The 23,243-nt window shown below is 49.7% G+C and carries 24 protein-coding genes and 1 tRNA gene; 12 read left to right on the top strand and 13 right to left on the bottom strand.

Translation table 11 applies throughout. The features are described 5' to 3' along the window. Positions 1 to 40: 40 nt before the first annotated feature. The 4 genes from ABEB26_RS10870 to ABEB26_RS10855 all read right to left on the bottom strand — a co-directional run bounded on the left by ABEB26_RS10870 (position 41) and on the right by ABEB26_RS10855 (position 6,722). Entirely contained in the window at positions 41 to 1,924 is a 1,884-nt protein-coding gene (locus ABEB26_RS10870; RefSeq protein WP_345722022.1) for an APC family permease, read from the bottom strand. A 576-nt stretch (positions 1,925 to 2,500) separates the two neighbouring features. Beyond that, a complete protein-coding gene (locus ABEB26_RS10865; protein WP_345722021.1) occupies positions 2,501 to 4,462 on the bottom strand; it encodes an APC family permease in 1,962 nt (653 codons plus the stop codon). 151 nt (positions 4,463 to 4,613) lie between these two features. Next, positions 4,614 to 5,093, bottom strand: coding sequence for a DUF456 domain-containing protein (locus tag ABEB26_RS10860; protein WP_345722020.1), 480 nt, complete (start codon positions 5,091 to 5,093; stop codon positions 4,614 to 4,616). A 3-nt stretch (positions 5,094 to 5,096) separates the two neighbouring features. Further along, complete coding sequence (locus tag ABEB26_RS10855) at positions 5,097 to 6,722, bottom strand: S8 family serine peptidase (protein ID WP_345722019.1); 1,626 nt, start codon at positions 6,720 to 6,722, stop codon at positions 5,097 to 5,099. Between the two features lie 47 nt (positions 6,723 to 6,769). Between ABEB26_RS10855 and ABEB26_RS10850 the strand changes: the two genes are divergently transcribed. Then, a complete protein-coding gene (locus ABEB26_RS10850; RefSeq protein ID WP_012188742.1) occupies positions 6,770 to 7,180 on the top strand; it encodes a hypothetical protein in 411 nt (136 codons plus the stop codon). A gap of 43 nt (positions 7,181 to 7,223) precedes the next feature. On the opposite strand, the gene ABEB26_RS10845 is transcribed toward ABEB26_RS10850, so the two are convergent. Both ABEB26_RS10845 and ABEB26_RS10840 read right to left on the bottom strand, forming a co-directional pair. Next, on the bottom strand, positions 7,224 to 8,090 hold the full coding sequence (locus tag ABEB26_RS10845; RefSeq protein ID WP_345722018.1) for a metallophosphoesterase family protein: 867 nt from the start codon (positions 8,088 to 8,090) through the stop codon (positions 7,224 to 7,226). Further along, positions 8,090 to 8,242 carry a hypothetical protein gene (locus ABEB26_RS10840; RefSeq protein ID WP_345722017.1) on the bottom strand — a complete coding sequence of 51 codons (153 nt, stop codon included), beginning with the start codon at positions 8,240 to 8,242 and terminating at the stop codon, positions 8,090 to 8,092. The genes ABEB26_RS10845 and ABEB26_RS10840 overlap by 1 nt, the downstream gene beginning before the upstream one ends. A 79-nt stretch (positions 8,243 to 8,321) precedes the next feature. Here ABEB26_RS10840 and ABEB26_RS10835 point away from each other — a divergent pair, with 79 nt between their 5' ends. Then, complete coding sequence (locus ABEB26_RS10835) at positions 8,322 to 8,867, top strand: GNAT family N-acetyltransferase (RefSeq protein ID WP_345722016.1); 546 nt, start codon at positions 8,322 to 8,324, stop codon at positions 8,865 to 8,867. Positions 8,868 to 9,020: 153 nt separating this feature from the next. Next, a tRNA-Cys gene (locus ABEB26_RS10830) sits at positions 9,021 to 9,095 on the top strand. Positions 9,096 to 9,154: 59 nt separating this feature from the next. Here ABEB26_RS10830 and ABEB26_RS10825 read toward each other — a convergent pair. Then, complete coding sequence (locus tag ABEB26_RS10825) at positions 9,155 to 9,586, bottom strand: CHAP domain-containing protein (protein ID WP_345722015.1); 432 nt, start codon at positions 9,584 to 9,586, stop codon at positions 9,155 to 9,157. Positions 9,587 to 9,797: 211 nt separating this feature from the next. Between ABEB26_RS10825 and ABEB26_RS10820 the strand changes: the two genes are divergently transcribed. The 3 genes from ABEB26_RS10820 to ABEB26_RS10810 are packed head-to-tail and all read left to right on the top strand — an operon-like array spanning position 9,798 to position 13,688. Then, on the top strand, positions 9,798 to 11,141 hold the full coding sequence (locus ABEB26_RS10820; protein WP_345722014.1) for an NB-ARC domain-containing protein: 1,344 nt from the start codon (positions 9,798 to 9,800) through the stop codon (positions 11,139 to 11,141). Position 11,142: 1 nt separating this feature from the next. Continuing rightward, positions 11,143 to 12,579: a tetratricopeptide repeat protein gene (locus tag ABEB26_RS10815; RefSeq protein ID WP_345722013.1), complete on the top strand. Its 1,437-nt coding sequence runs from the start codon at positions 11,143 to 11,145 to the stop codon at positions 12,577 to 12,579. A gap of 38 nt (positions 12,580 to 12,617) precedes the next feature. Continuing rightward, a complete protein-coding gene (locus ABEB26_RS10810; RefSeq protein WP_345722012.1) occupies positions 12,618 to 13,688 on the top strand; it encodes a dipeptide epimerase in 1,071 nt (356 codons plus the stop codon). 94 nt (positions 13,689 to 13,782) lie between these two features. Here ABEB26_RS10810 and nfi read toward each other — a convergent pair whose 3' ends face one another. Genes nfi through ABEB26_RS10790 form a run of 4 tightly spaced genes read right to left on the bottom strand, consistent with a single transcriptional unit; the run spans position 13,783 to position 16,095 of the window. Continuing rightward, positions 13,783 to 14,484, bottom strand: coding sequence for a deoxyribonuclease V (gene nfi / locus ABEB26_RS10805; protein ID WP_345722011.1), 702 nt, complete (start codon positions 14,482 to 14,484; stop codon positions 13,783 to 13,785). An 8-nt stretch (positions 14,485 to 14,492) separates the two neighbouring features. Continuing rightward, positions 14,493 to 15,251, bottom strand: a complete 759-nt coding sequence (locus tag ABEB26_RS10800; RefSeq protein WP_345722010.1) for a sirohydrochlorin chelatase — start codon at positions 15,249 to 15,251, stop codon at positions 14,493 to 14,495. Between the two features lie 12 nt (positions 15,252 to 15,263). Then, on the bottom strand, positions 15,264 to 15,767 hold the full coding sequence (locus tag ABEB26_RS10795) for a tetratricopeptide repeat protein (protein ID WP_345722009.1): 504 nt from the start codon (positions 15,765 to 15,767) through the stop codon (positions 15,264 to 15,266). A gap of 25 nt (positions 15,768 to 15,792) precedes the next feature. Beyond that, the gene (locus ABEB26_RS10790; RefSeq protein ID WP_345722008.1) at positions 15,793 to 16,095 is read right to left on the bottom strand and encodes a DUF3467 domain-containing protein; all 303 of its coding nucleotides are present in this window, start codon (positions 16,093 to 16,095) and stop codon (positions 15,793 to 15,795) included. Positions 16,096 to 16,217: 122 nt separating this feature from the next. Between ABEB26_RS10790 and ABEB26_RS10785 the strand changes: the two genes are divergently transcribed. From ABEB26_RS10785 to ABEB26_RS10765, 5 genes are all read left to right on the top strand, one after another. Then, a complete protein-coding gene (locus ABEB26_RS10785) occupies positions 16,218 to 17,147 on the top strand; it encodes a DNA methyltransferase (RefSeq protein WP_345722007.1) in 930 nt (309 codons plus the stop codon). After that, positions 17,144 to 17,857 (top strand): SDR family oxidoreductase, encoded by a 714-nt coding sequence (locus ABEB26_RS10780; protein WP_345722005.1) that lies wholly within the window; start codon positions 17,144 to 17,146, stop codon positions 17,855 to 17,857. Before ABEB26_RS10785 ends, ABEB26_RS10780 begins: the two co-directional genes overlap by 4 nt. A 17-nt stretch (positions 17,858 to 17,874) precedes the next feature. After that, positions 17,875 to 18,531 carry an alpha/beta hydrolase gene (locus ABEB26_RS10775; protein ID WP_345722004.1) on the top strand — a complete coding sequence of 219 codons (657 nt, stop codon included), beginning with the start codon at positions 17,875 to 17,877 and terminating at the stop codon, positions 18,529 to 18,531. A gap of 192 nt (positions 18,532 to 18,723) precedes the next feature. Continuing rightward, entirely contained in the window at positions 18,724 to 19,020 is a 297-nt protein-coding gene (locus ABEB26_RS10770; protein ID WP_012190430.1) for a hypothetical protein, read from the top strand. A gap of 55 nt (positions 19,021 to 19,075) precedes the next feature. Beyond that, complete coding sequence (locus ABEB26_RS10765) at positions 19,076 to 20,140, top strand: DUF6745 domain-containing protein (protein WP_345722003.1); 1,065 nt, start codon at positions 19,076 to 19,078, stop codon at positions 20,138 to 20,140. A gap of 49 nt (positions 20,141 to 20,189) precedes the next feature. Here ABEB26_RS10765 and ABEB26_RS10760 read toward each other — a convergent pair whose 3' ends face one another. Then, on the bottom strand, positions 20,190 to 21,560 hold the full coding sequence (locus ABEB26_RS10760) for a cytochrome P450 (RefSeq protein ID WP_345722002.1): 1,371 nt from the start codon (positions 21,558 to 21,560) through the stop codon (positions 20,190 to 20,192). Between the two features lie 224 nt (positions 21,561 to 21,784). Here ABEB26_RS10760 and ABEB26_RS10755 point away from each other — a divergent pair, with 224 nt between their 5' ends. Continuing rightward, positions 21,785 to 22,435 carry a TetR/AcrR family transcriptional regulator gene (locus ABEB26_RS10755; RefSeq protein WP_345722001.1) on the top strand — a complete coding sequence of 217 codons (651 nt, stop codon included), beginning with the start codon at positions 21,785 to 21,787 and terminating at the stop codon, positions 22,433 to 22,435. Positions 22,436 to 22,492: 57 nt separating this feature from the next. Here ABEB26_RS10755 and pyrE read toward each other — a convergent pair whose 3' ends face one another. Continuing rightward, positions 22,493 to 23,146 (bottom strand): orotate phosphoribosyltransferase, encoded by a 654-nt coding sequence (gene pyrE, locus ABEB26_RS10750; RefSeq protein ID WP_345722000.1) that lies wholly within the window; start codon positions 23,144 to 23,146, stop codon positions 22,493 to 22,495. Positions 23,147 to 23,243: the final 97 nt, after the last annotated feature.

Genomic DNA, 23,243 nt, shown 5'->3' with positions numbered 1-23,243 from the left:
CAGGCAGTTCAGGCGTTTTTTGATTAAGAGTTGCTAAGTTTTAGCGTTCAAGATGATATGGCACGCTAATTACGATTTTATTGCGTCGGAATAACAACGCACCTTTCAAGAAGAAGGCAGTTTGGTTATGTAAGGCATATTCCCAAATTCGTGCCGGAATAAATTCAGGCAAGATAATGGTTAGAATATCATCATTGCGCTCAGCTTCAATTCGATCAACATAGCGTAAGACTGGGCGTAATAATGAACGATATTTAGATATTTCAATATCCAAGGGCACATCTGGCTCCCACTGTTGCCAACGTTCTTGGAGACGTTCAGTTTTTTCGTGTTCATGCTCAAATTCAATATACAAAGCGCGAACTTTACCTGGTGCAATCGATTTAGCATATTCAAGCGCTTTAACTGTGCCACGATGCAATGATGATACCAGCACAATCACATTATTTTCTAAGGGTACAGGTTTGCTAAACCCTTCCAAGGAAAGTTGTTTAGCTACGCCTTTGTAATGGCGATTGATCGCAGTAAAAATCAAAACGAGAATGGGAATACAAATAACAACCAGCCATGCACCTTCTTTGAATTTGGTTGTGCCATTGATGATCAAAACGATGCCTGTCGCAATTGCACCAACTGCATTCACCACTAAATTAAGTTGCCAACCCTTGGTTTTGAGCCGCAACCAGCGCAAGACCATCCCCGATTGTGAAAGCGTAAATGAAAGGAACACGCCAACCGCATACAATGGAATCAAGTTGGTAACCGAGCCATCAAAGCCAATCACCAACAGCGCTGCGGCCACCGACAGAAAGAGAATCCCATTCGAGAAGACCAAACGATCGCCCAATGATGAGAATTGGCGGGGCAAGAAGCCATCGCGGGCCAGCAACGACATCAAACGGGGAAAATCGGCGTAGCTCGTATTGGCGGCAACCAACAAAATTGCAGCGGTCGAGATTTGCAACATACCATGCATCACTTTGGGGAAACCTGTTTCGCTGCCCGTCGTGCGACCCCAAATCCCCCGCCCAATTTGCGAAATCACGGTTTCGTTGAATTGTGGGCGTGCCCCATATTTGTGGGCAAACCAGGTAATCCCAGCGAACATGACTAACAGCAAACCGGCCATCCACACCATGGTGACGCGGGCGTTATGTGGCTCGGGCTTGCGAAACGCTGGCACACCATTCGAAATTGCTTCAACCCCAGTCAATGCCGAACAGCCCGAAGCAAACGCACCCATCAGCAAAAATGCGGTCATAGCTTCGGTGCCAAATGGCGAGAAACTTTGTTCGTGCGGCCCCATCAGGTTATCCGAAAGCACCAATGGCTGAATATTGCCTGTAAATTGTTTGTAAAAGCCGTAGCCGAGGGTCAGCAAAATGATCGTCACAAAAAAGTAGGTGGGCAGCGAGAAAATCGCCCCCGATTCGCGAATCCCCCGCAAATTGGCCAGAGTCAGAATCACAATCCCAATAACACAAATTTCAATCCGATAATCACGCAATGGCTCGACCAGCGAGATCAACTGCGATACGCCCGACGAGATTGACACGGCGACGGTCAGAATATAGTCGATTAACAATGCGCCGCCAGCGATCAAACCCGCCAACGTTCCCAAATTATCCGAGGCTACAATGTACGAGCCACCACCACTGGGGTAGGCTGTGATCGTTTGGCGATAGGAGATCGTCACAATCATGAGCAAAACAGCGATGCCAATACCCAGCCACAGCGATGAGCTAAATGCAATGATGCCTGCTGGCACAAGGTGGACTAACATTTCTTCGGTGGCATAGGCGACTGACGACAAAGCATCGGACGAGAAGACTGCCAGCGCGGTTTTTTTATCCAAGCGCTCATGCGATTGGGCGGCAGTCTCCAACGGATTCCCCACTAAAACCCGCTTCAATTGGGTCAACATGGACAAACTCCTTGGCGTTTCCTCAAAACGAGGGTTAATAGCACATATTAAATTGAACAAATGTTCTGTATTTAAGGTCGCAATAAAATACCCTTAAGCTGCGACACCTCGACTAAGCAGCTTAAACAAGCATTTATTGGAGCATTATTGTTGAAGTGAAATTAGGTTTGGGGTGGAGAATGCGGTGAGTGCCGTGCTTGTTGGGAACAATACGGTAAAACGACATTGGTTAAGTTGGATTGGTGTAGCTGAAAGCGCATACCCGTTTCCATTTGCATAAAAAAACCGCCACTATTCAGATATGTCGGCGGTGAACACAGGCTTTGATTATAGTCCACTCAAAGCTTTTGTCAATGAGATTGTTAACGAATGTGGAAATTAATGCCCTCACCCCCTAGCCCCCCTCCCACTGCGGCGGGAGAGGGGCGTTATGATCGGATGGGGATGGTCCCCCCTCGCCTCGCAGGGCGGGAGAGGGGGTCAGGGGGTGAGGGCATGAAAATCGACTCCAGATCCCACCCAATCATTATTAAAACCTACCCTTGAAAGGAGGGGGTCGGGGGTGAGGGCATGGAATTAGGCGGCTGGTTTTTGGGCCACAATATCTTCCGAGCCAGTTGGAATATAGTGCAAGTGATAAGGGACGCTGATCACCACCACATCTTCATATTTGCGCAATGCCAGCAACAGCATCACGGCAGTTTGGTTGTGCAGCACTTTGGCCATGGTCGAATCGGGCACAAACTCGGGAATAACCACGGTAATCAAATCGCCTGGAAATTCTTTATTGTTGACTTGATCGACGTAATCGACCAGTGGCGTGAGATAATCGCGGTAGTCGGTGTGCAAGAAGACCAATTTGGCCTTGCCCAGCACTTCATCCCACTGTTCCCAGCGTTTGCGGGTTTTTATTTCTTCCTCTTCGCTACCTACGACTTGCACCACGCGCACATCGTCGGTTAGTTTCAAGGCATATTTGATCGCCCGCAATGAGCCACGGTGAATGCTGCCAACTGGCACAATTGCCACATCAGCTGGCGAACGCAAATCACTTGGTTTCAAACCCGTCAGGCTTAAATTGGTTGCCACATGATCATAGTGCGCTTTGATCTTGCGGAACAACAGCATGATCAGCGGCAAGGCCACAATAATTAACCAAGCACCTTCGGTAAATTTGGTAACCGTCAGCACCACCAAAACCACAGCCGTCAAGCCAACCCCAATAATACTGGGAATCCGTTTGAGCTTGTAGTTTGGTTCATAGTGCAGGGTCGTGATCCCTGTGTCGAGGCTTTCGCCTGGCTTGAGTTTAGCAACTTTGCGCCACATTACGATCATGCCAGCTTGTGAAAGCGTAAACGAGAGGAACACGCCAATCGCATACAATGGCAATAGGTGATGTTCTTCGCCGCCGAAAGCTGCCAGCAAGGCCGATGCCAAAAAGGCTAACGCGATCACGCCTGAGCTATAAACTAAACGACTGCCCAAGCGCGAAAGCCAACGCGGCAAGAAACCATCATTCGATAAGAAGGCCGCGATCCGTGGGAAGTCGGCATAGGCGGTATTAGCAGCAAGGATCAAAATCAACATGGTTGTAAATTGAACCCAGTAGTACATAAAACCGCTGCCCACAACCGTCCGGGTCATTTGCGAAAGCACGCTCTCGCCACCTTCATGCAAAATCGTAATTGGAATATGGGTAGCGATAAAGCTAATCCCAATAAACAAGGTCATGGCCATCACCGCCATGGCTCGCATCGTGATAATCGCATTTTTTGGTGCTGGATTTTTGAAGGCTTGTACGCCGTCGCTAATTGCTTCAATCCCAGTCAAGGCGGTACAACCACCAGCAAAGGCCCGCAAGACTAGCCAGATCAAGCCAAAGTTATCGAGGCCTGAACGAGCGGTTTCATCGGTTGCGACGCTGCGGGGTGGCAATGGCTCGCCGAAAATTCCAAAATAGCGGGCTAGGCCAATCGCGATCACCACGAACACCCCAAACACAAAGGCATAGGTGGGGATGGCAAAGATCGTGCCGCTTTCGCGCACACCACGTAAGTTGAGCCACGTAATTAACAGGATAATCCCAATCCCAATTAATACCCGATGCTCATGAAAAAACGCCACGTCGGGGAAGGCCGAGGAAATTGCTTTGACCCCCGCCGAAACCGAAACCGCCACTGTCAGCACATAATCACTAAGAATCGAAGCACCTGCCAACCATGAAGCTGTGCGACCGAGGTTATCCTTACTGACCATATACGCACCGCCACCCATGGGGTAGTGGTGGATGGTTTGGTTGTAGCTCAAGACGACCAACAGCACCAACGCCGCAATCCCAATCGCAATCGGCAAGGTATAACTTAACGCTGCGGCGCTGATCAAAATCAGCACCCGCATAATTGCTTCGGTGGCATAGGCGTTGGAGCTAATTGGGTCGGATGCAAAGACTGCCAATCCGCGAACTTTGTCGAGCCGTTCGTGATGGGCACTACTGCTGGGGAACGGCTTCCCGATGAGTAGCTGTTTGATATTCATGGTTGATGTCCTTTCAAAGTGGATTGACAGCCTTCGCCACTTGGTTAATTCGCTCTAAAATGCGCCACTGGTTTTGCCAAGTGCGACAAACCGTGTGGCGCATATCTTCTGTCAGCGTTAGGCTATACGTTGTTGCAATCGCGGGGGTTACTTAACCAGTAATCACGCGCACCAAAAAGATCGTAACCATTACAAGCCCCAGTGAAACCTGAATTGCAATACTTACGAGCCAATTTTTGATGGTGCGCCATGAAACATCGAGCACGAATTTGCCATCGCGCCAGCGTTGCCATTCTGGCAATAATGCCCCAATGATCGAGCCAATCAGCATGCCTGGAATGTTCAGGATGAATAGGCCAATAATACCACCAATCATGCTAAAGATTGTTGCCCAAATTGAGGCTCCACCACGGCGCTGGCCCAATGCACCAACCCAAATATCGCTGGTCATCGCAATCAGGGCAATCGCTCCCAAAACGGCCAGCGTGCCCCAACCAATCACCACAAAATCGGTCATTGAGGCATACAATAATGCCCCAAGCCAAATCAAGGCTGCGCCTGGCAAGATTGGCAAAATTACCACGCTCACCAAGCCAAGAAACATAATCAATAATGCAAGTGTTAGTGCCAAATGTTAGCCCTCAAAACGTAAATGGGTCTGCCCAACTTCGATCACATCGCCTGGTCGAACCAGTTGGCGGCCTTGAACCGGAATGCCGTTGATTTTGGTGCCATGACTGCTGCCCGCATCTTCAATTTCAATGCCACGAGGATCACGATAGATGATCGTATGGCGGCGTGAAACGGTACTATCACCGCTAATTGCCACGGCCAGCGAGGCTTCACGGCCAATAAAAATTTGATTTTCGCGCAGCAAATAGAACTTGTTCAATTCGGCTCCCCGCACAACCGTCAATTTGCCCCAAGCTGGCCCGCCTGCCGAAGCCGCGCTGGGTGGGGCATAACTCTGATTCAATGGCGGCGTTGATCCGACGATTGGTTGCGAGGCAAGGTTGCGTTGTTGTTGGGCCATTGCTTGATCGTAGTGAATTGGTGGAGGTGGGGCGAACCCACCAGCCGGAATCGCCGCAGGTCGGGCGTTGCGCTTGCGGCGGCGAATCAAGAACACACTTAATCCGCCCAAAATCACCAACATGACTGCGCTAAACCCAAGCAACATAATTAAACTGGATTTTGCTTCAGGGCCGCCAACTGCCGCAGCGCTGCCTTTAATCGGGCCACCTAAGGCATTACAGGCATTAACGCGGCCTTTACCAAGGTTGCTTGGCTCGAAATAGGTGATTGGGCCGTAGCGCTTAATTGGATTTTGATCTGAAATATCATCAGCAGTTTTTTCGATTTCGGCCCGTACTTGGTCGGCATTCCAATCGGGGTGTTGGGCAAATAGCAAGGCTGCCAAGCCAGCAACCACGGGAGTTGCCTGCGATGTGCCGCTCATTTGATCGTAGTTTTTGTTGAAGCGTTCTTCGGCAGGCAACTGACTGGTCATATACACATCGTAGGTGGGCATGGTTGAGTAAATGCCTGCCCCTGGAGCCGAAACCGAAATCCACTTGCCATAGTTCGAGAAATCGGTCTTGCGATCATCGGGATCGGTTGCAGCCACGACCATGGCAAATTCTTCAACCCCAAAGGCAAAGTTTGGCAAGGGCACAAACGAATTACCAGCGGCGATAATCACCAGCACACCAGCCGCATCGGCCTCTTTGATCGCTGCGACAATATCTTCGCTATCAAGCGGCAACATCGAGCCAAGGCTCATATTGATGATCTGCACATTTTTGCTAACGGCATAGCGGATGCCTGCAATAATATCTTGATTCGTACCCGAACCATCGGCTTCCATTACCCGAATTGGCAAAATGCGTGTGCCCCCACCGGCAACCCCAGCAATTCCTTTGCTATTGTTGATGGTGGCGGCGATAATGCCCGCAACGTGGGTTCCATGGCCATTCTCATCCGATGGATCATCATCGCCATCAACAGCATCAAAGCCATCGGTACGCAAGACATCGACCAAATCAGGGTGGTTCATATCAACGCCTGAGTCGATTACGGCCACGGTAACATCGGAATTTCCCGTCAGATGCTCCCACGCACAAGCTAAACCAAGTTGACGAATAACCCATTGTTTATTCGCGTCGGGATCGTTGGGTGGGCCAGTTAAGGCATTTTGGGCATAGACTGGCGTGCCGACCAGCAAGATCAAACAAAAAACAAGTGCAATGCGACGGCTCATGATATAATCGCCTCCTGACAAACACTCAGCACGCTGGAGGATTCCCCATGCGTTTCAAACAGTTGCTTATTGGCTGCCTTTTGCTTACACTCACAGCCTGTGGTGGCGATGATACCGCACCCGTCAACCAAGTCAAGGCATTTGTTGCAGCAACTGAAGAACGGAATGTTGATCGGATGATTGCCTTGATGGTTCCCGATATGCGGCGTGATGCTGGTTGGCAGCTGCGGCAGGTGATGCCACGAATTCAATCAATCGATTATCAAGATGATCAATATACACTCGAAAAAATTGATGATGGTCGGGCGTATGTGCAAGTTAATGGTATTTTGGTGGCGCAAATGACCGATGGCCAAACGGTTGAATATCCTGCCAATCAGTTAGTCGAGTTGATCGAGCAAGATGATGGCACATGGTTGGTGGCAAATAGTGGCTTTGAAATTCCAAACCAACCGTAGATTTAATCTAGAACGAGCGCTGAACAGTCAACGCTCGTTGGTTTTACTCACTTGGCTCCACAATTTCGAGCACTGCCTCATTTAATGGTAAGGCATAGGCTCCTGCTGAACGCCGTGGGAATTGATGTTGGCTAACTGGCAAGAAGCGCCCTGCATCTTCCAAATAGAGATATTGAGTGATAACACTGCGCATATGCTCAATTTCCAAGACATTGAAAGCATTCTTGCCACGATACCAACGTCGCCCGCGCCGTGAGGTTGCTGTGCCAGCTTGCACAATCACGGTGCCTTGGCGCAAATCAGGGTCAAACTCCAAGGTATTGCCAATGTACGAAGCATGGGTATGGCCACATAGCACCAACTCCACATTGCTGCGATCGAAGGTTCTGAGTGCCGCCGCCGCATTCTGAATCACATCGCGGGTTTCGCCTGGCGGCATGACTGGATGATGGTGCATAACCACAATTTTACATAAGCTATCGGGATAGCGGACTAAAGTTCGTTCAAGCTCCAACAATTGTTGATCGGTCAGTTTGCCGCCATCGACCGTAAACGAGCGCGTGGTATTGACCCCAACCGCCACAAAATCATCGTTGCCCCAAACTGGCTCCAAAATCGGCGAGATATATTTTTTGTAGTAATAATTGGGCCGCAGCATTCGATAGAGTGCGTTGTAAAGCGGCACATCGTGATTGCCCATCACCGCAATCGTTGGCTGAGGCAATTGGGCCACAAAATCGCGAATCGTCAGCCATTGGCTGCGAATATCAGCCCGCTGCACAAAATCGCCAGACAACACGGTTAAGGTTGGCTTGATCTGCCAAGCTGCCTCAAGAATTTGTTGGGCTTTTTCGGGGTTGAAGGGTGGGCCAGCGTGCAAATCGGAAAGGTGCAGGATGGTCGATGCCATTAAGCCGCTTCCTCGCCTTCACTGGCTGCTGCCGTAGGTTTGGCTTGAACCAAGGTTTTGCCCCGCGCAGCTTGGCTTAATTGACGGGTTACTGCAACAACACCTGCGATCATCACTGCAAGCATAGTTAATTTAATCAGCAAAAGCAGCATATCCACCTCAAGTTGTAGAGAAAGAATCCGCGCTTATTGTACCATGGTGCGGTTTCCTTGCTTGTGTGGAGCAATCATAATGCAACTATCAACTGAACATGGCGATCTTACTCTGCGAGCAGCCCAAACTAATGAATGGCCAGAATTTCGGCGCTTGCGCTTGATGGCACTCCAGCAAAACCCTAGCTTCTTCGGTTCGGATTACGACCAAAACGCGGCTGAGCCTGATCGCTATTGGCAAGAACGCATGGCCAATTTAGACCCAACCAAACAGCAAATCTTTGTGGCAACCTATGAGTCGCAGTTTGTGGCAATGGTTGGTATTCGGCGCTTTACCGACCCAAAATCAAGCCATCAAGCTGATATTTGGGGCGTATACACCGACCCTGCTTGGCGTGGTTATGGCCTCAGTCGCCAGCTTTTGGGCCTGGCCGAAGCCTGGGCTTGGCAACAATCAGCGCTGATCATACGCTTGATGGTCAATGTTGCCAACACCAGCGCCATTCAGCTGTATACCCGTTGTGGCTATACAGTCTATGGGGTTGAGCCAATGGCAATTTATTACGAAGGTGTCTATCACGATGAGTTGCTGATGGCGAAGCAGCGCATAGAACATAGAACATAGAAAATCCGCGAGAACGGGGCTAGGATTAAGGTCTAGGTGCTTGTGACCTTGGTGAACCAGCTTTATGTTCTTATGCGTTGACCACTGATTCCCGACTGTGCCTTCTGCTTATTCTTGCAGTGAAATCGATGCTGTGGTATAATCCCGCCTGTTGGCGACATAGCCAAGTGGTAAGGCAGTGGTCTGCAAAACCGCGATCCATGGGTTCGAATCCCATTGTCGCCTCCAAACATACAAACGCTGGTTGAATATTCAACCAGCGTTTGTTATTTTAACCAGCTTTGTAATTATTTACGCCAGAAGGTTGCCCCGTTGCGGTTGTAGCTCCGAGTGTTAACATTATTGCAATTGCCTTCAGTTTCGCTACCACCTTGGTTCGCTCCACGCACGCTGATTGGCCCATAGTTTGGCGCGACCGCTGTGATAATCGCAACATGACCATACTGATTGCCCATGGCTGCCTGTGAGAAAACCACTACATCACCAACTTGCGGGATTGAATATTGCCGATAACCGTTGCGTGGGAGCACGCCATTGCTATCATCCCACGTATGCGCATGACCATAGCTACCACTCAAGCCTTTTTTGGCATAGACATATTGGGTACACTCACAAAATGCGGGAGCAGCCTGTGGTTTGGCGGCGGCCAACGGTACAACCATTGAGCTAAACAAACTCATCAACACCAACAAGCCAACAACTAGAATTCGTGACATCATTGCATCCTTTTGCTACTCACACAGCACCTTCGCCGTGCTTCTACTGTAGCTAGAGCATAATGCAAGCCGACTCCGAAGAGTTGGTTTTGTGCTCCGAATTTGCTCCAAAAATGATCCGAGCAGTGTGCAAAAAGTCATACTAGCCAGCTAGCCAGCTATGCTATAGTTGCTGCTACTACCAGTTGTCAATCTTGCTTGTTGGGAGTTTGCTATGCCTGCTTCAGGGGAAAAATTTGCCCAATTATTAACCGAGGCGCTCTATCAGATTCGCCTGCGTGAGTCCAAGCCGCTCCAAGTGATCCAAGATGAATTGGGCTATGCCATGGGGCGCAACGGCGGTAGCGTGATCGATTATTGGCGGCGTGGTAATCTCCCGACTAAATTAGCCGATTTGGAGCAACTAACCCGCACGCTCCAACAACGTGGCGTGCATGATCAACGCTGGATTGAGGCTTTTTTGACGGCTGGCGGTTATCCACCAGCTCAAACACTAATCCAGCCAGTGGTGGCTAGCAAAGTGCTTGATCCAAATTTGCCCAAACGCTATCGCCAATTGGTTGGCCGTGATAGCCTTGTGCGCCAAGTGTTGCAACACCTCGGTGACCGTGAAGGCTATTGGGTGATTGCGATTGACGGCATGGGCGGCATTGGCAAAACGGCGCTAGCAATGGATTTAATGCAGCGTTTTGTGGCCCAACAGCCTGAATATCGCCCAATTTGGATTAGCGCTGAACCGCAACAGGGTGGTGGCATTTTACCCAATCAACCCCTCACCTTTGATAGCCTGATTACCAATTTGGCGCGGCAATTGGCCTTGGCCGATGTGGCTCAGTTGAGCGTTGAAGAAAAATTTCAACGACTGCAACAGGTGCTCAAACATCAGCCCATCCTTTTAGTGCTCGATAATTTGGAAACCTCGGGCGAGCCACAGCAAGTGCTATTAGAAAAATTGCGCCCGCTGTTGCAACCAAGCAAAGTTATCTTGACTAGCCGCCAACGCTTCAAGGGCGAAGTATTTAGCGTGCACTTGATTGGCTTGGAAGCTGAACAAGCAGCGCTGTTTATTCGCCAAGATGCCAGCGAAAAAGGCGTGCAATGGCTGCAACAGGCCAGCCTTGACGATCTTCAGCCAATTATCAAGGCGACTGGTGGCTCACCCTTGGCCATGAAATTGGTTGTTAGTCAATTGGCTTCGTTGCCATTGGATTTGGTGTTGCAGCATGTTCAAAGTGTGACTCAACTCAACCCTGGCGATGAAGATGCCTATGTGCGCTTTTATATGTTTCTGTTTCAACGTTCATGGACACTGCTGGAGCTAAGCGCCAAGCAATTATTAGTTTCGCTAGCGCGGTTTGTGCCATCGAATGGCTGCGATTGGCGAGCAATGCAGCAAATTAGTGCCTTACCTGCGGCTGAATTAGCCCATAGTATTGATATGTTGTGGAAATTATCGCTACTGGAATTAAATGAAGGTGAGCATTTTGGCCAATTACGCTACTATCTGCACCCATTAACTCAGCATTTTGTACTTTCTGAAATTGCTCAGGTGTTGTGATATGAGCATTCTTGCAACAACTATCCAACAGCCAAACCTTGATTGGCAATTATATTATCAACAATGTCATCAGCGATTTTTGAATTATTGGTTGAATTTTGTGATTGAAAATCCGCGTGATCTTGCTGCTTTTGAGCTGGATGCTGATAATATTTATAATGCTTTGGCAACTGCCTATAACGAAAAACATTCGCAATTTTTAGCCAGCGCTGTGGCATTTAGCTATTTCATCGAATATAGCAGCGATATTGAGCGTCGCCATAATTTATGCAATTGGGCAGTTGAGGCCGCTCAAACCAGTAATGATCATCAAAGTGCCGCCTCGGCCTTGTTGTACGCTGGCCGTTTAGCGACATTTTCTAAATCATATTCGGTGGCACTGAATTATTTCGAGCAAGGCTTACAACGGGCACGTCAAGCCCATGCAAGCTTAATCGAAGCCAGTATTTTAAATGATTTAGGGGCAAGTTCCATTAACCAAGGCTTTTATGATCAAGCCTATGTCTATTTAGAACAGGCCTTAGAGATTGCCCAACGTCATCAGGATAATGAACTGATTGCCGATATTTTGGTCAAACGTGGGGCGGCTTATTCCAATCGTGGTGCTTACGATGCAGCAATTGCCGATTTACAAACGGCATTAACCGCAGCTCGTTTAACCAACCATATTGATGTAATCGGCAAGGCTTTGGCATTATTAGGTACAGTTGAAACCAATCGCGGCGATTATGCAGCAGCCAAAGCCTATTTTTCCGAAGGCTTGACTATCTGTCGCCAGTTGAATATTCCTGAACGAATTAGCGAGTTGTTAAATAATCTGGGCGTGATTTGTATGCGCCAAGGGCTTGATGATCAAGCCGAGGCCTATCTTAACGAAGCTTTTGAAATTGCCCGTAGCCAAGGCCAACAGGAGCGGATGGGCTTTTTATTGGTTTATTTAGGCAGTATCAGCAACTATAAAGGCGCATATGTGCGAGCGGCTCAACAGCTTAATCAGGGCTTGGATTTAGCTCGCCAAGTGGGTAATCAATTAATTATCAGCTTTTTGCAAGGCCATTTGAGCGAAACCCTACGCCATCAAGCCAAATATAGTGAGGCCTTGGCTGTGGCCAACGCTGGCTATCCAATTGCAACCACCCTCAATATTCCCTTAATTATCTGTGTTTATCTGAATAATTTTGCTGAACTTGGGCTGGTGCAGGGTGATTATGGCTTGGCCTTAGCGAAATTTCAGCAAGGCTACGAGCAAGCCAGCGCAATTGGCCTCAAAGAGTGGCAAGGCTTGATGGGCTATGGGTTGGCTCGCACCTATTTAGCTCAAGCCCAACCAGAACAAGCCTTGGAATTTGGTGAGGCTAGTTTGGCTATGTTGCAGGCAATCGGCCATCGTCGCACCAACGAAGTTCAAGCATGGGTCGCCCAGCTAACCCCGCTATAATACAAACATCAACAGCTTTGTAGGATAGGAGCTTTGCTATGCCGACAACGATTCAGTCAATCAGTGCCGAAGCGATTAATTTGCCTTTGACCGAGCCTTTTGCAATTGCTAGCGGGGCGCAAGCGGTCGCCGCCAATGTTTTAGTCAAAGTTCAGTTGGCTGATGGCACGCTTGGCTTGGGCGAGGCAGCTCCTTTTCCAGCGGTCAGCGGCGAAACCCAGGCTGGCACAATTGCCGCGATCGAGCGCTTGCAAAGCCATTTGATTGGAGCCGATGTACGTTCATGGCGCAAACTAGCAGCGACGCTTGATCAGGCTGAGCATGAGGCTGCTGCCGCTCGTTGTGGCCTTGAAATGGCCATGCTCGATGCCTTAACCCGCCATTATCACATGCCGTTGCATACCTTTTTTGGTGGCGTAACTCAGCAACTTGAAACTGACATGACGATTACCGCAGGTGATGAGGTGCATGCGGCGGCTTCAGCCAAGGCCATTCTTGCCCGTGGCATCAAATCGATCAAAGTTAAAACGGCTGGGGTTGATGTGGCCTATGATTTGGCGCGGCTGCGGGCAATTCATCAAGCTGCACCCACAGCACCATTAATTGTTGATGGCAATTGTGGCTATGATGCTGAGCGAGCACTAGCTTTTTGCGCTGCTTGCAAGGCTGCAGCGATTCCGATGGTATTGTTCGAGCAACCGTTGCCGCGCGAAGATTGGGTGGGTATGGCCCAAGTGACGGCTCAATCAGGCTTTGCTGTGGCTGCCGATGAATCGGCGCGTTCGGCTCACGATGTGCTACGAATTGCTCGCGAAGGCACAGCCTCAGTGATTAACATTAAATTGATGAAGGCTGGCGTAGCTGAAGGCTTAAAGATGATTGCAATTGCGCAGGCAGCTGGCTTGGGCTTGATGATTGGCGGCATGGTTGAAAGTATTTTGGCTATGAGCTTTTCGGCCAATCTGGCGGCTGGCAATGGCGGCTTCGATTTTATCGATCTTGATACACCGTTATTTATTGCTGAGCACCCGTTTGTTGGTGGCTTTGCCCAAACTGGCGGAACCCTGCAATTAGCCGATGTCGCAGGCCATGGGGTAGATTTAGCCTAGATTTTTAACCCAGAGGCGCAGGGGTTCATGGCTATGGGGATTGGTTGGAAATAGCAATCAATATTCCGATAGCCCATAGCCTAATCGTTGGTAGTTAGGGCAATTGCAGTCCACCATTGTTGGCTTTATCTTTGGAAAGCTGGTCGGCCTGGCGGGTGGTTTCGGGCAATCGATATTTGGTTGTACAACGCAACACTAAATCGACAGCGGTAGCAAGACTCACTCTATGGCCAGGTGAGATGTACAGTGGCTTTGTGCCAACCCGCGTCCGCACAACTGCCCCAATTTGTTCACCAACATCAAACATTGGAACCCACGCGCCTTGCTGATCAGGCACTGGTTCGTGGGTTCCACATAAGTAGCTTTTGCCAACGCCAATCGTTGGTAAATCGGTCAAAACGCCCAAGTGGGCGGCAATGCCAAAACGACGCGGGTGCATAACGCCCATTCCATCGCACAACAACACATCAGGCAACTGCTGCAATTGCTCCAACGCCGCCAAAACTGCCGGAATTTCGCGAAACGACAGCAAACCAGGAATATAGGGAAATGTGGTTGGGCGACGAACTAAAGTTTTTTCGATTGGCTGAAGCGCTGGAAAGCTCAATGTGACGATTGCCGCACGCGTCGTCGCGCCATCATCCTCAAAGGCGGCATCAACGCCAGCTACCGTTTGGAGCGGCTGAGCAAAATCATCGACTAAACGCACTTGATCGCGTAGTTGCAGTTGCAGATCGATCGCTTGCTCAGGCGTTAGATCCCAGCGATGCACTTGGCTATTTGGAAAACGACTCATCTATTTCCTCATCCAATATTGCTAATAGGTCGGCGCTCAGCTGCCCGATCTGTTAGCACATCGATTAATAATTCGTCGTAATCAAGATGCTGCGCCAACATGATTGCGGTATGCGCATGACGCTCACGGCCTGCTTGAATAATTTCGGGCAAATCTTCGCGCACATGGCTGCCAAATTGAATAAAATAGGGCACGGCCACAAGCTGCGCCAAGCCTTGATCCACTAGCCTATCAAGTGCATCCGCGATGCTTGGTTCATTCAAATCCATAAAACAGACCTGAACTGCCGCCCAAGGCGTTGCTTGGCGCACCCGTTCAGCAACTGCTTCAATTGGGGCATTCGAGGTTGGGCGTGGGCTACCATGCACCATCACCAGCAATCCAGCTTGTGCATAATCCAATTTAGGCCATGCTTGATCAGCCCGTTTTTGCACAAGTTGGGCCAAGGCTGGGTGTTCGCCAAACGCTGGAGCCATAGAAAAAGCCACATCAGGATAATTGGCGGCAATTTGCTCAACTTGTTGACGTAAACTCACTTGGACAAAATAGCCATCGATCAAAAAATAAGGCAAGACGCTAATTTCAGTTGCGCCTTGCTCTACCAAACGGGCAGTTGCTTGGGCCAAATCTGGCTGGCTATAATTGAGAAAGCCTGCTCCAGCCAATTGGGTAACGCCACGTTCACGCAGTCGCGCGGCCAAACGTAGCATGGTTGCGCCTGAACCAGCGAACAAACTCCCATGGCCAATAATCAATACTGCTTGCATCAGCTAATTCCATTATTTATTTTGCAAAAAATCGATCATGTTGCGGGCGGTTGCCTGCCAAATTGGGCTAGGATCATGGGCTAAACAGGCTTGATAATCGGCCAACGCTGGATTTGGTTGATCCAACTCCAGATAGGCTTCAGCGCGATAGCAATAAGCCATATAACGCCCAGGATGCGCCGTAATCACCGTGCCAAAATCATCAACTGCTGCCTGAATCGCGTTAGCACGAAGGGCTAAACTCCAGCGCAGATCGAATGGTTCTTCGTAATCGACACTCCAATCCATCGCCTTGGTGTAGGCTTCACGAGCAGTATCCCATTTGCCATCGAGCATGGCCTGATCGCCTTGATCGATATAGATTAATGGAACTGCGGTGCGTCCAAAGTAGATGATTGGGTAACACAAACCCACAACTAAAAAACCGATCACAATTACCCAGCCTAAAGGCAGGCGTTGATACCAACGTTGGCGAGTTGTTGGTAATGGCGATAACGACTTCGAATGGACTGACATGCTATTTCTTCTCTGTCCCTGCCGATTATTCATTGAGATTGACTTGGCTGATGAAATGTTCTAAGTTACCCAGTTTCATATCATTCAGCAAGGCTGTTGGCAATTCAATCACGCCAATTGCATGCTCATAGGCCGCCACATGCTTGAGCAACATCAACGCCAACACTTTAGTATGTTGCGGGCTCATCATAATTCGGGCGATTGGTTGAACACTGGCAGTATTGTTACGAACATCTTCGACACAGGCAAAATCGATCGTAAAATCGTAGGGACTGCCGCTAATTTGCACTTGATTAGCATACGCGGCCCGTGATGATTGGTCACTCATAAATTGTACTCCTTGAGAATGATTTTTCTAAATTCATGGCGGCTAGGTTTTGGCAATGCTGAGGTCTGCTGGTTCAATGCTACAATAGCTCAACCCGTGTGTCCGCGAAAGAAGGAGCCGTTATGAGCGATTCAGAAGCGCAACAGCCCCACCGTCGCAACCAGTTAAACGATTTATCGGGGCGCGAATGGCTTTATGCAACGCGTTCGATTGCGCTAACTGGCACGCCACCAACGCCACTCAATGATTTAACTGCTGAGGAATGGGCGGCTTGGTCAGCCCCAATTTTAGCCAGTGCTTACCCAACTCGTGGCCCTGCCTCGGCAGCCCATCATATTCGCAAAGCCCATCCATCGCCCAAACCACCAGCCTTGCTTAGCGAAATTATTCGTTTTTTTACCAAGCCCAATGGTTGGGTGCTCGACCCATTTGCAGGGGTTGGTGGCACGCTGCTGGCTTGTGCCCAAACCCAACGCCAAGCAATTGGCATCGAATTGTCGCCGCAATATATCGATTTGTATGCACAGGCGGCTGATGCGCTGAATTTGGCTCGTTTACCAGTCTTGCAAGGCGATGCCCGCGAATTGCTCAACAGCCCAAGTATCCAACAACAACGCTTTGATTTGGTTTTGACCGACCCACCCTACAGTTCAATGCTCAGTCGGGCGCGGACTGGTCAACGCCGCAAACAGGGCAATGGGGCGGCCACGCCCTTCACCGATGATCCCGCCGATCTTGGCAATGTCGATTATCCGACCTTTCTGCGTGAGTTGACCACGATTGTGGCGCAAACCTTGCAACCGTTGCGGGTTGGCGGCCATTTGGTGTTGTTTGTCAAAGATCTGCAACCAACCCCAGAGCATCATAACATGCTCCATGCCGATATTGTGTCAGCGTTGTATCAATTATCACAGCTGCGCTATCGTGGCTATCGCATCTGGTACGATCAAAGTGCGATGCTCTATCCATTTGGCTATCCCTATAGCTTTGTCGCCAATCAGGTGCATCAGTTTTTATTAATTTTTCAGAAGCAAACAGAGGTCGAATTATGAGCAATGGCTGGGCCATCGTTACGGGCGGCGCACGGCGCTTGGGCAAATCAATTGCACTTGAATTAGCCCGCGCTGGCTACAATTTAATTATTCACTACAATGCAGCTCAGGCTGAGGCCGAACAAACCTGTAGCGAGGTTCAGTCACTTGGTCGTGAGGCTTGGGCTTATAGCGCCGATCTGCGTGATGTGGCTGCAATCGAGACAATGTTTCAAACAATTGGCGAACGTTGTGGTACGTTGGCAGTTTTGGTCAATAGTGCCGCCGATTTTCCACGCACGCCGATTGGCAGCATAAGCCAGCAAACTTGGGATGATTTAGTTGCACTCAATCAACGTGCCCCCTTTTTTTGTGCCCAAGCTGCCGCCAAATTGATGCCTGAACACGGCGTGATTGTAAATATTGCTGATGTTGGTGGCGAAGTGCCATGGCCTAGTTTTGTGCCCTATGGCATGACCAAAGCTGCATTAATTATGATGACCCGTGGTTTGGCTTTGGCTTTAGCGCCCAATGTTCGGGTTGGAGCGGTTGGGCCTGGGGTAGCACTTTTGCCCGATGGTTGGCAAGAAGACAGCAATTCATTAAACAAAATTCCTTTGAAACGGCTGGGCGTGCCCGAAGATATTGCCAAAGCTGTGCGTTTTATCGTTGAATCGCCCTATTTTACTGGCGAAACCATCTTTGTTGATGGCGGTCGTCGCTGGGCCTAAGGAGCAAAATAAATTCTATGAGTCAATTTTCATTAACCCACGAAGTCGTTAAACCGCGCCAAGCCAATGCCGAGGCTAAAGCTCCCTTGTTAGTCATGCTGCATGGCGTAGGAGCCAACGAGCATGATCTGTTGCCTTTGGCTCAATATCTCGACCCACGGTTATGCGTGGTTTCGGCCCGTGCACCACATCGCTATCAATTTGGCGGCTTTTCATGGTTCGATATTCATTGGCATGCCAAAGGTTTTAACATTGATACCGAACAAGCCCAAAAAAGCTGGGAGACAGTGCAACGCTTTTTGCTCGAAGCATGCAACGCCTACGATTGCGATCCTAAACAAATTTACTTGGGTGGTTTTTCGCAAGGCGCAATTATGAGTTTAGGCGCAACCCTGACCAAGCCCGAATTGATTGCTGGCACAATTTTGATGAGTGGCCGTTGGATGCCCGAAGTTGGCCCGCAAACCGACCGTGAGCACATCGCCAACAAGCCCATTGTGGCGGTGCATGGCGTATACGATGAGGTTATTCCAATTCAATATGGGCGGGCGATTCGCGATTTTCTGCAAACTCTGCCTGTGCAGTTGGAATACCATGAATTTGCCATGGGCCACGAAATTAATTTGGATAGTTTGCAAGTTGTGGTCAAGTGGCTCAAGCAGCAGTTTGGCTGATTAGCAGGATTATGGTGGCAAACCAAGATTAAAGACTTTACAAAATGATTACCTCGCATCGAGAAAGATCAAACGCTTGATTACTGTGACATTCTTTGACACGTCGAAGCCCTATACTAGCTTAAGCAAGGTCGCTGGAACGGCAGCATTCGCAGCGGCATTAGTGCTCAACAGAGCAGAAAGGGTGCTTCAATGTGGCGACATGGTGATGTCCTCATCGCAGCAATTGATCAAATTCCTAGTGATGCAACGCCGCGCAATGGCTCGACTTTGGCCTATGGCGAAGTCACTGGTCATAGCCATCGTTTTAAGCTGGCCGACACTGTGGCATTGTGGCAACGCGGCGATTCATTGTTCGTCGAAGTAACCGCCGATAACGCCCAACTTATTCATGAAGAACATGCCATGATCGAATTGCCACGCGGTACGTATCGGGTTTGGATGCAACGCGAATATTCACCCCAAGAAATTCGCCGAGTCGTTGATTAATGCTGCGGCTGGTGGTAATCCTCTCCCATTACCACCAGCCCTTGAGGATAGTTCGATGAATGATGCAATGCTGACTGTCGCCACTGCCTTAGCCCAAATTCGCGCTGGGGTCGAAGATCTCGGTGGCCGCCCAATTAATGGCACGTTGGTTTTGGATAACAATATTGAATTTTTGCCACGCGGGCTGGTGGCAACCGCGATTGAAGCCAAAAATTGCACCAAATTGCGCTATTTGCCCAAAGATTTACACGCTGGCCGCTTGGATCTGAGTGGTTGCACGGGCTTGACCAGCATTCCCGAAGGTTTGCACTGCTTTGAACTTGATCTCCGTGGCACGAGCATTGAGCATTTGCCCTTGGTGCATGTGCAAAATCGGCTGAATCTGAGCAACAATATTCATCTCAAGAGTTTGCCGCGCAATCTCAAGGTTGGCTCGTTGGTGCTACGTGGTTGTAGTGCGCTCGAAAGCCTGCCCGAAGGAATTGATGTTAATTTCCTCGATTTGACCGATTGTGTGAATTTTCGGCGTTGGCCAAGCACAGGCCGGATCAGCGTTGGGCGGATTGTGGCCCGCAACTGTATCAACATGCCCAATTTGCCCAATTGGCTCGGCGAATTAGCTCAGCTCAGTGTGCGCGGATGCAGTAGTTTGACCGAATTGCCAGCAGGTTTAGTAGTGCATTCATGGCTCGATTTGGGCAATACCGAAATTACCAGCCTGCCCGAAGCTAGCCAAGTGAGTCAATTGCGCTGGAATGGCGTGCCAATTGATGAGCGCATCGCCTTCCAACCAGAAACGATCAGCGTTAGCGAAATTATCGACGAGGTTAATGTTGAGCGGCGGCGGGTATTGCTCGAACGCAAAGGCTACGAAGAGTTTTTTGCTCAAGCCGAAGCCAAAGAGCTTGATCGCGACCGTGATACTGGCGGCGTGCGGCGCTTGTTGCAAATGCCCATGCCCAATGACGAAGATTTGGTTTGTTTGGCGGTGCAATGCCCTTCAACTGATCGGCGCTATGTTTTGCGTGTGCCCCCAACCATGCGCAGTTGCCATCAAGCCGCCGCTTGGATCGCGGGCTTCGATAATCCCGATGATTACAAACTGCTGAAAGAAACTTAATCCAGCAATTTACCCCGTGATCAAAGCGTTGATCGCGGGGCTTTGGCATTTAACGGCGTTTCAAGAACATCGGCATTCCGTCCTTGGCTCGCATGGTAATTGCCATTTCAGGCTTAACTTGGTGGCCTGGCTGTAATTGTGGGTTGTAATGTTGGGCCACGCATGCCAGCAATAATGCGCCTTCCATCTCGGCCAAATTATTGCCGATACACTTGCGCGGCCCCGCCCCAAACGGCATAAACGCCAAATGGTGGCGTGGCTGATTGGCATTTGGCGCGAAACGGCTCGGATCAAATTGCAAAGGATTTTCCCAAAAAGCCGGATGCCGATGCAAATTGGTGATGCTGACGATCACTTGCGAATTGAGCGGCAAATCGTAGCCACCAAGCTGGGTTGGCTTGGTTACGCGGCGTGGCCCGGTAATTGGCGCAGCTGGATATAAGCGCATGGCCTCTTTGAATACTTGCAATGTATAGGGCAAATTTGGCAAATCGTTGACGCTAGGCGCTCGTCCTTGCAACACTTGATCTAATTCAGCTTGCAATTGACTGCGAATTTCGGGATGCTCACTGAGCAAATACCAGGCAAAAGTCAAGGTATTGGCCGTGGTTTCGTGGCCAGCTGCAAAAATTGTGAGCACCTCATCACGGATTTGCTCATCGCTCATGCGCTCACCAGTTTCGGCATCTTGGGCCTCGAGCAACATATCCAGCAAATCGCCAACTGGCTCGGTAGCAGCTCTCCGCTGTTTGATCAAGCCAAAAATCATGCTATCCAGCACTTTGCGAGCTTGCATATAGGCCCGATTGCGGCGGGTTGGCATTGGCAAGGGCAAGCTGAATGGGTTGAAAATGCGATAATTGGCATAATCGACCGCCGCCGTAACTGCTGGAGCCAATTTGCCCACCTCGCCCAGCATATCGGCACTAAACATGGTTTGCATAATAATATCAAGGGTCACTTGCAGCATCTCATGATCCATATCGATGGTCGCTGCATCGGGCAAAGCTTGCCAACGCTGGATCATACGTGCTCCGGCGGCATCGATTTTTTCACCCATGGCCGCGAGGCGTTTGCGATGGAACATTGGCTGCATCATGCGCCGCTGAATCAGCCACGATTCAGGGCTGGGATTCGAAATCAAGCCATTGCCAGCGATAATTTGTAAACCACCATTGCCACCAACCTTGGGAAAATCCCGCTGATGCTCAACCAATACATGCTGGGCATAATCGGGGTGCGAAACCACATGCACAATGCGCGAGCCAATTTGGTAGCGCACAATATCGCCGTGGTTGATAAAATCGCGCTCCATCGTTACCAGAAAATCATCGATAAAATCGTGTAAATTGCCAATCAACAGGCGGCCACGTGGGCTGGGCGCAATTAAGGCGGGGCTTGCATAGGCGGTTTCGGTCATTATCAATTCCTCACATATTTTTTTTGCTATCCGTTCGTGTAGTATTTGACAATGACTATACAGTCGGATAGCATAATTTGTCAAGAGGATAATTATTAGTTTAATTCCCTCACCCCCTAGTCCGCTGAGCGAGGGGGAACTACCAAACCAAAAGCCCCTCGCCCGTTGCAGTGGGAGAGGGGTTGGGGTGAGGGAGCACTATTAATTCTAGAAATGAATTACCAATGAACCAACCTAACGAAAAACTCAGCGGTCGCCAGCCCGATAGCACCGCCCAACAAACTCGCCAACGGATTTTGGTCAGCGCTCGCACGCTTTTCGCAATGCAGGGTTTTGAAGGCATTAGTTTGCGCGATATTGCCAGCCATGCTGAGGTAACGCATGGCCTGTTGCGACATCATTTTGGCTCGAAAGAGGCGATTTGGCAGGCAGTAGTCGATGCAGCATTGGCCGAATATCTCAGTGCCTTAGTGCCATTGGTTAATAGCGCGATTGCCGAGCAGCACGAACCAAGCGCCGTGATCAAACGCTCACTTGCTACGATTATTCGGCTTTCGGCGAGCTTTTGCGAAGTGCCATGCTTGATGGTGCACGAAAGCATTACTGGCGGCGAACGGCTTAATTATTTTATGCAGCAATTACGCCCGCTCAGCGCCATGATGCAGCCATTTTTCGAGGCGCTGCGGGCTGAAGGCAAATTTCAACAATTTAGTCATCCTACATTTTTACTCGCCGTAATTTCATTGGGAATTTTGCCCTTGGCCTTAGCTTCTTTTAGCAATGCTTTAGCTCAAATCAATATTCTGGCTGAGGCTGAGCTTGAGCAGCATATCGAACGGGTAATCGCAACATTAATGCCGTGGACAACCAGTTAATTAAAATGAGCACGAAACAAACTTCGTGCTCAGAAGTTTATCTGTAAGTGTGGAGAGTTACTCGGCGCTAATTCCAGCTCGATCGGCCCAGCCAGCAGGATCGCTGGCCCAATCGCTGATTAAGCTGCGATGTTCAGGGCGAATGTAGTTTTGTTGAGCCGCCACATCCAACAAGGTCGAAAGATTGGTCAAGGTCATCAAGCGCACGCCAGCAGCATTAAAGCGCTGTTTGGATTCTTCCATCTCATAGGTAAAGATCGCACAACAATCGGCCACAAGTGCGTTAATCTGACGCAACCCCGCGACGGCATCCAATGAACTACCGCCTGTGCTGATTAGATCTTCGATGACGACGACCCGCTGATTGGCTTGAACCCCGCCTTCAACTTGCTGGCCACGGCCATATTTTTTGGCTCCCGAACGTACATAGGCCATTGGTAAGCTTAATTCATGGGCCACCCACGCCGCCCATGGCACTCCAGCAGTAGCCGTTCCAGCGATCACTTCGCTGTTCAATAATTCATCGCTAATTTGCTGGCACATTGCTTCGGTGATGGTGCGGCGGGCGCTTACTTGGGCCAACAGTAAGCGATTATCGCAATAAATGGGCGAAAGAATGCCCGATGCAAAGCGAAAGGGCCTATCGGGCGAAAGCACCACCGCTCCAGCCTCGAGCAACAGTTGGGCGATCGCGGTTGAAGAATGTTTCATACTAGCTCCTATCTGGTACAATAGCGCGAATAGCTTAATTGACGGCGCTCATTACCGCCTAGTTTGGGGAGGTCCCCCACGATGAGAGGCCTAATGC

The organism is Herpetosiphon gulosus, assembly GCF_039545135.1.
Lineage (GTDB): Bacteria > Chloroflexota > Chloroflexia > Chloroflexales > Herpetosiphonaceae > Herpetosiphon > Herpetosiphon gulosus.
The sequence above is the reverse complement of the archived record's forward strand: the minus strand, read 5'-3'. Positions and strand labels throughout refer to the sequence as shown.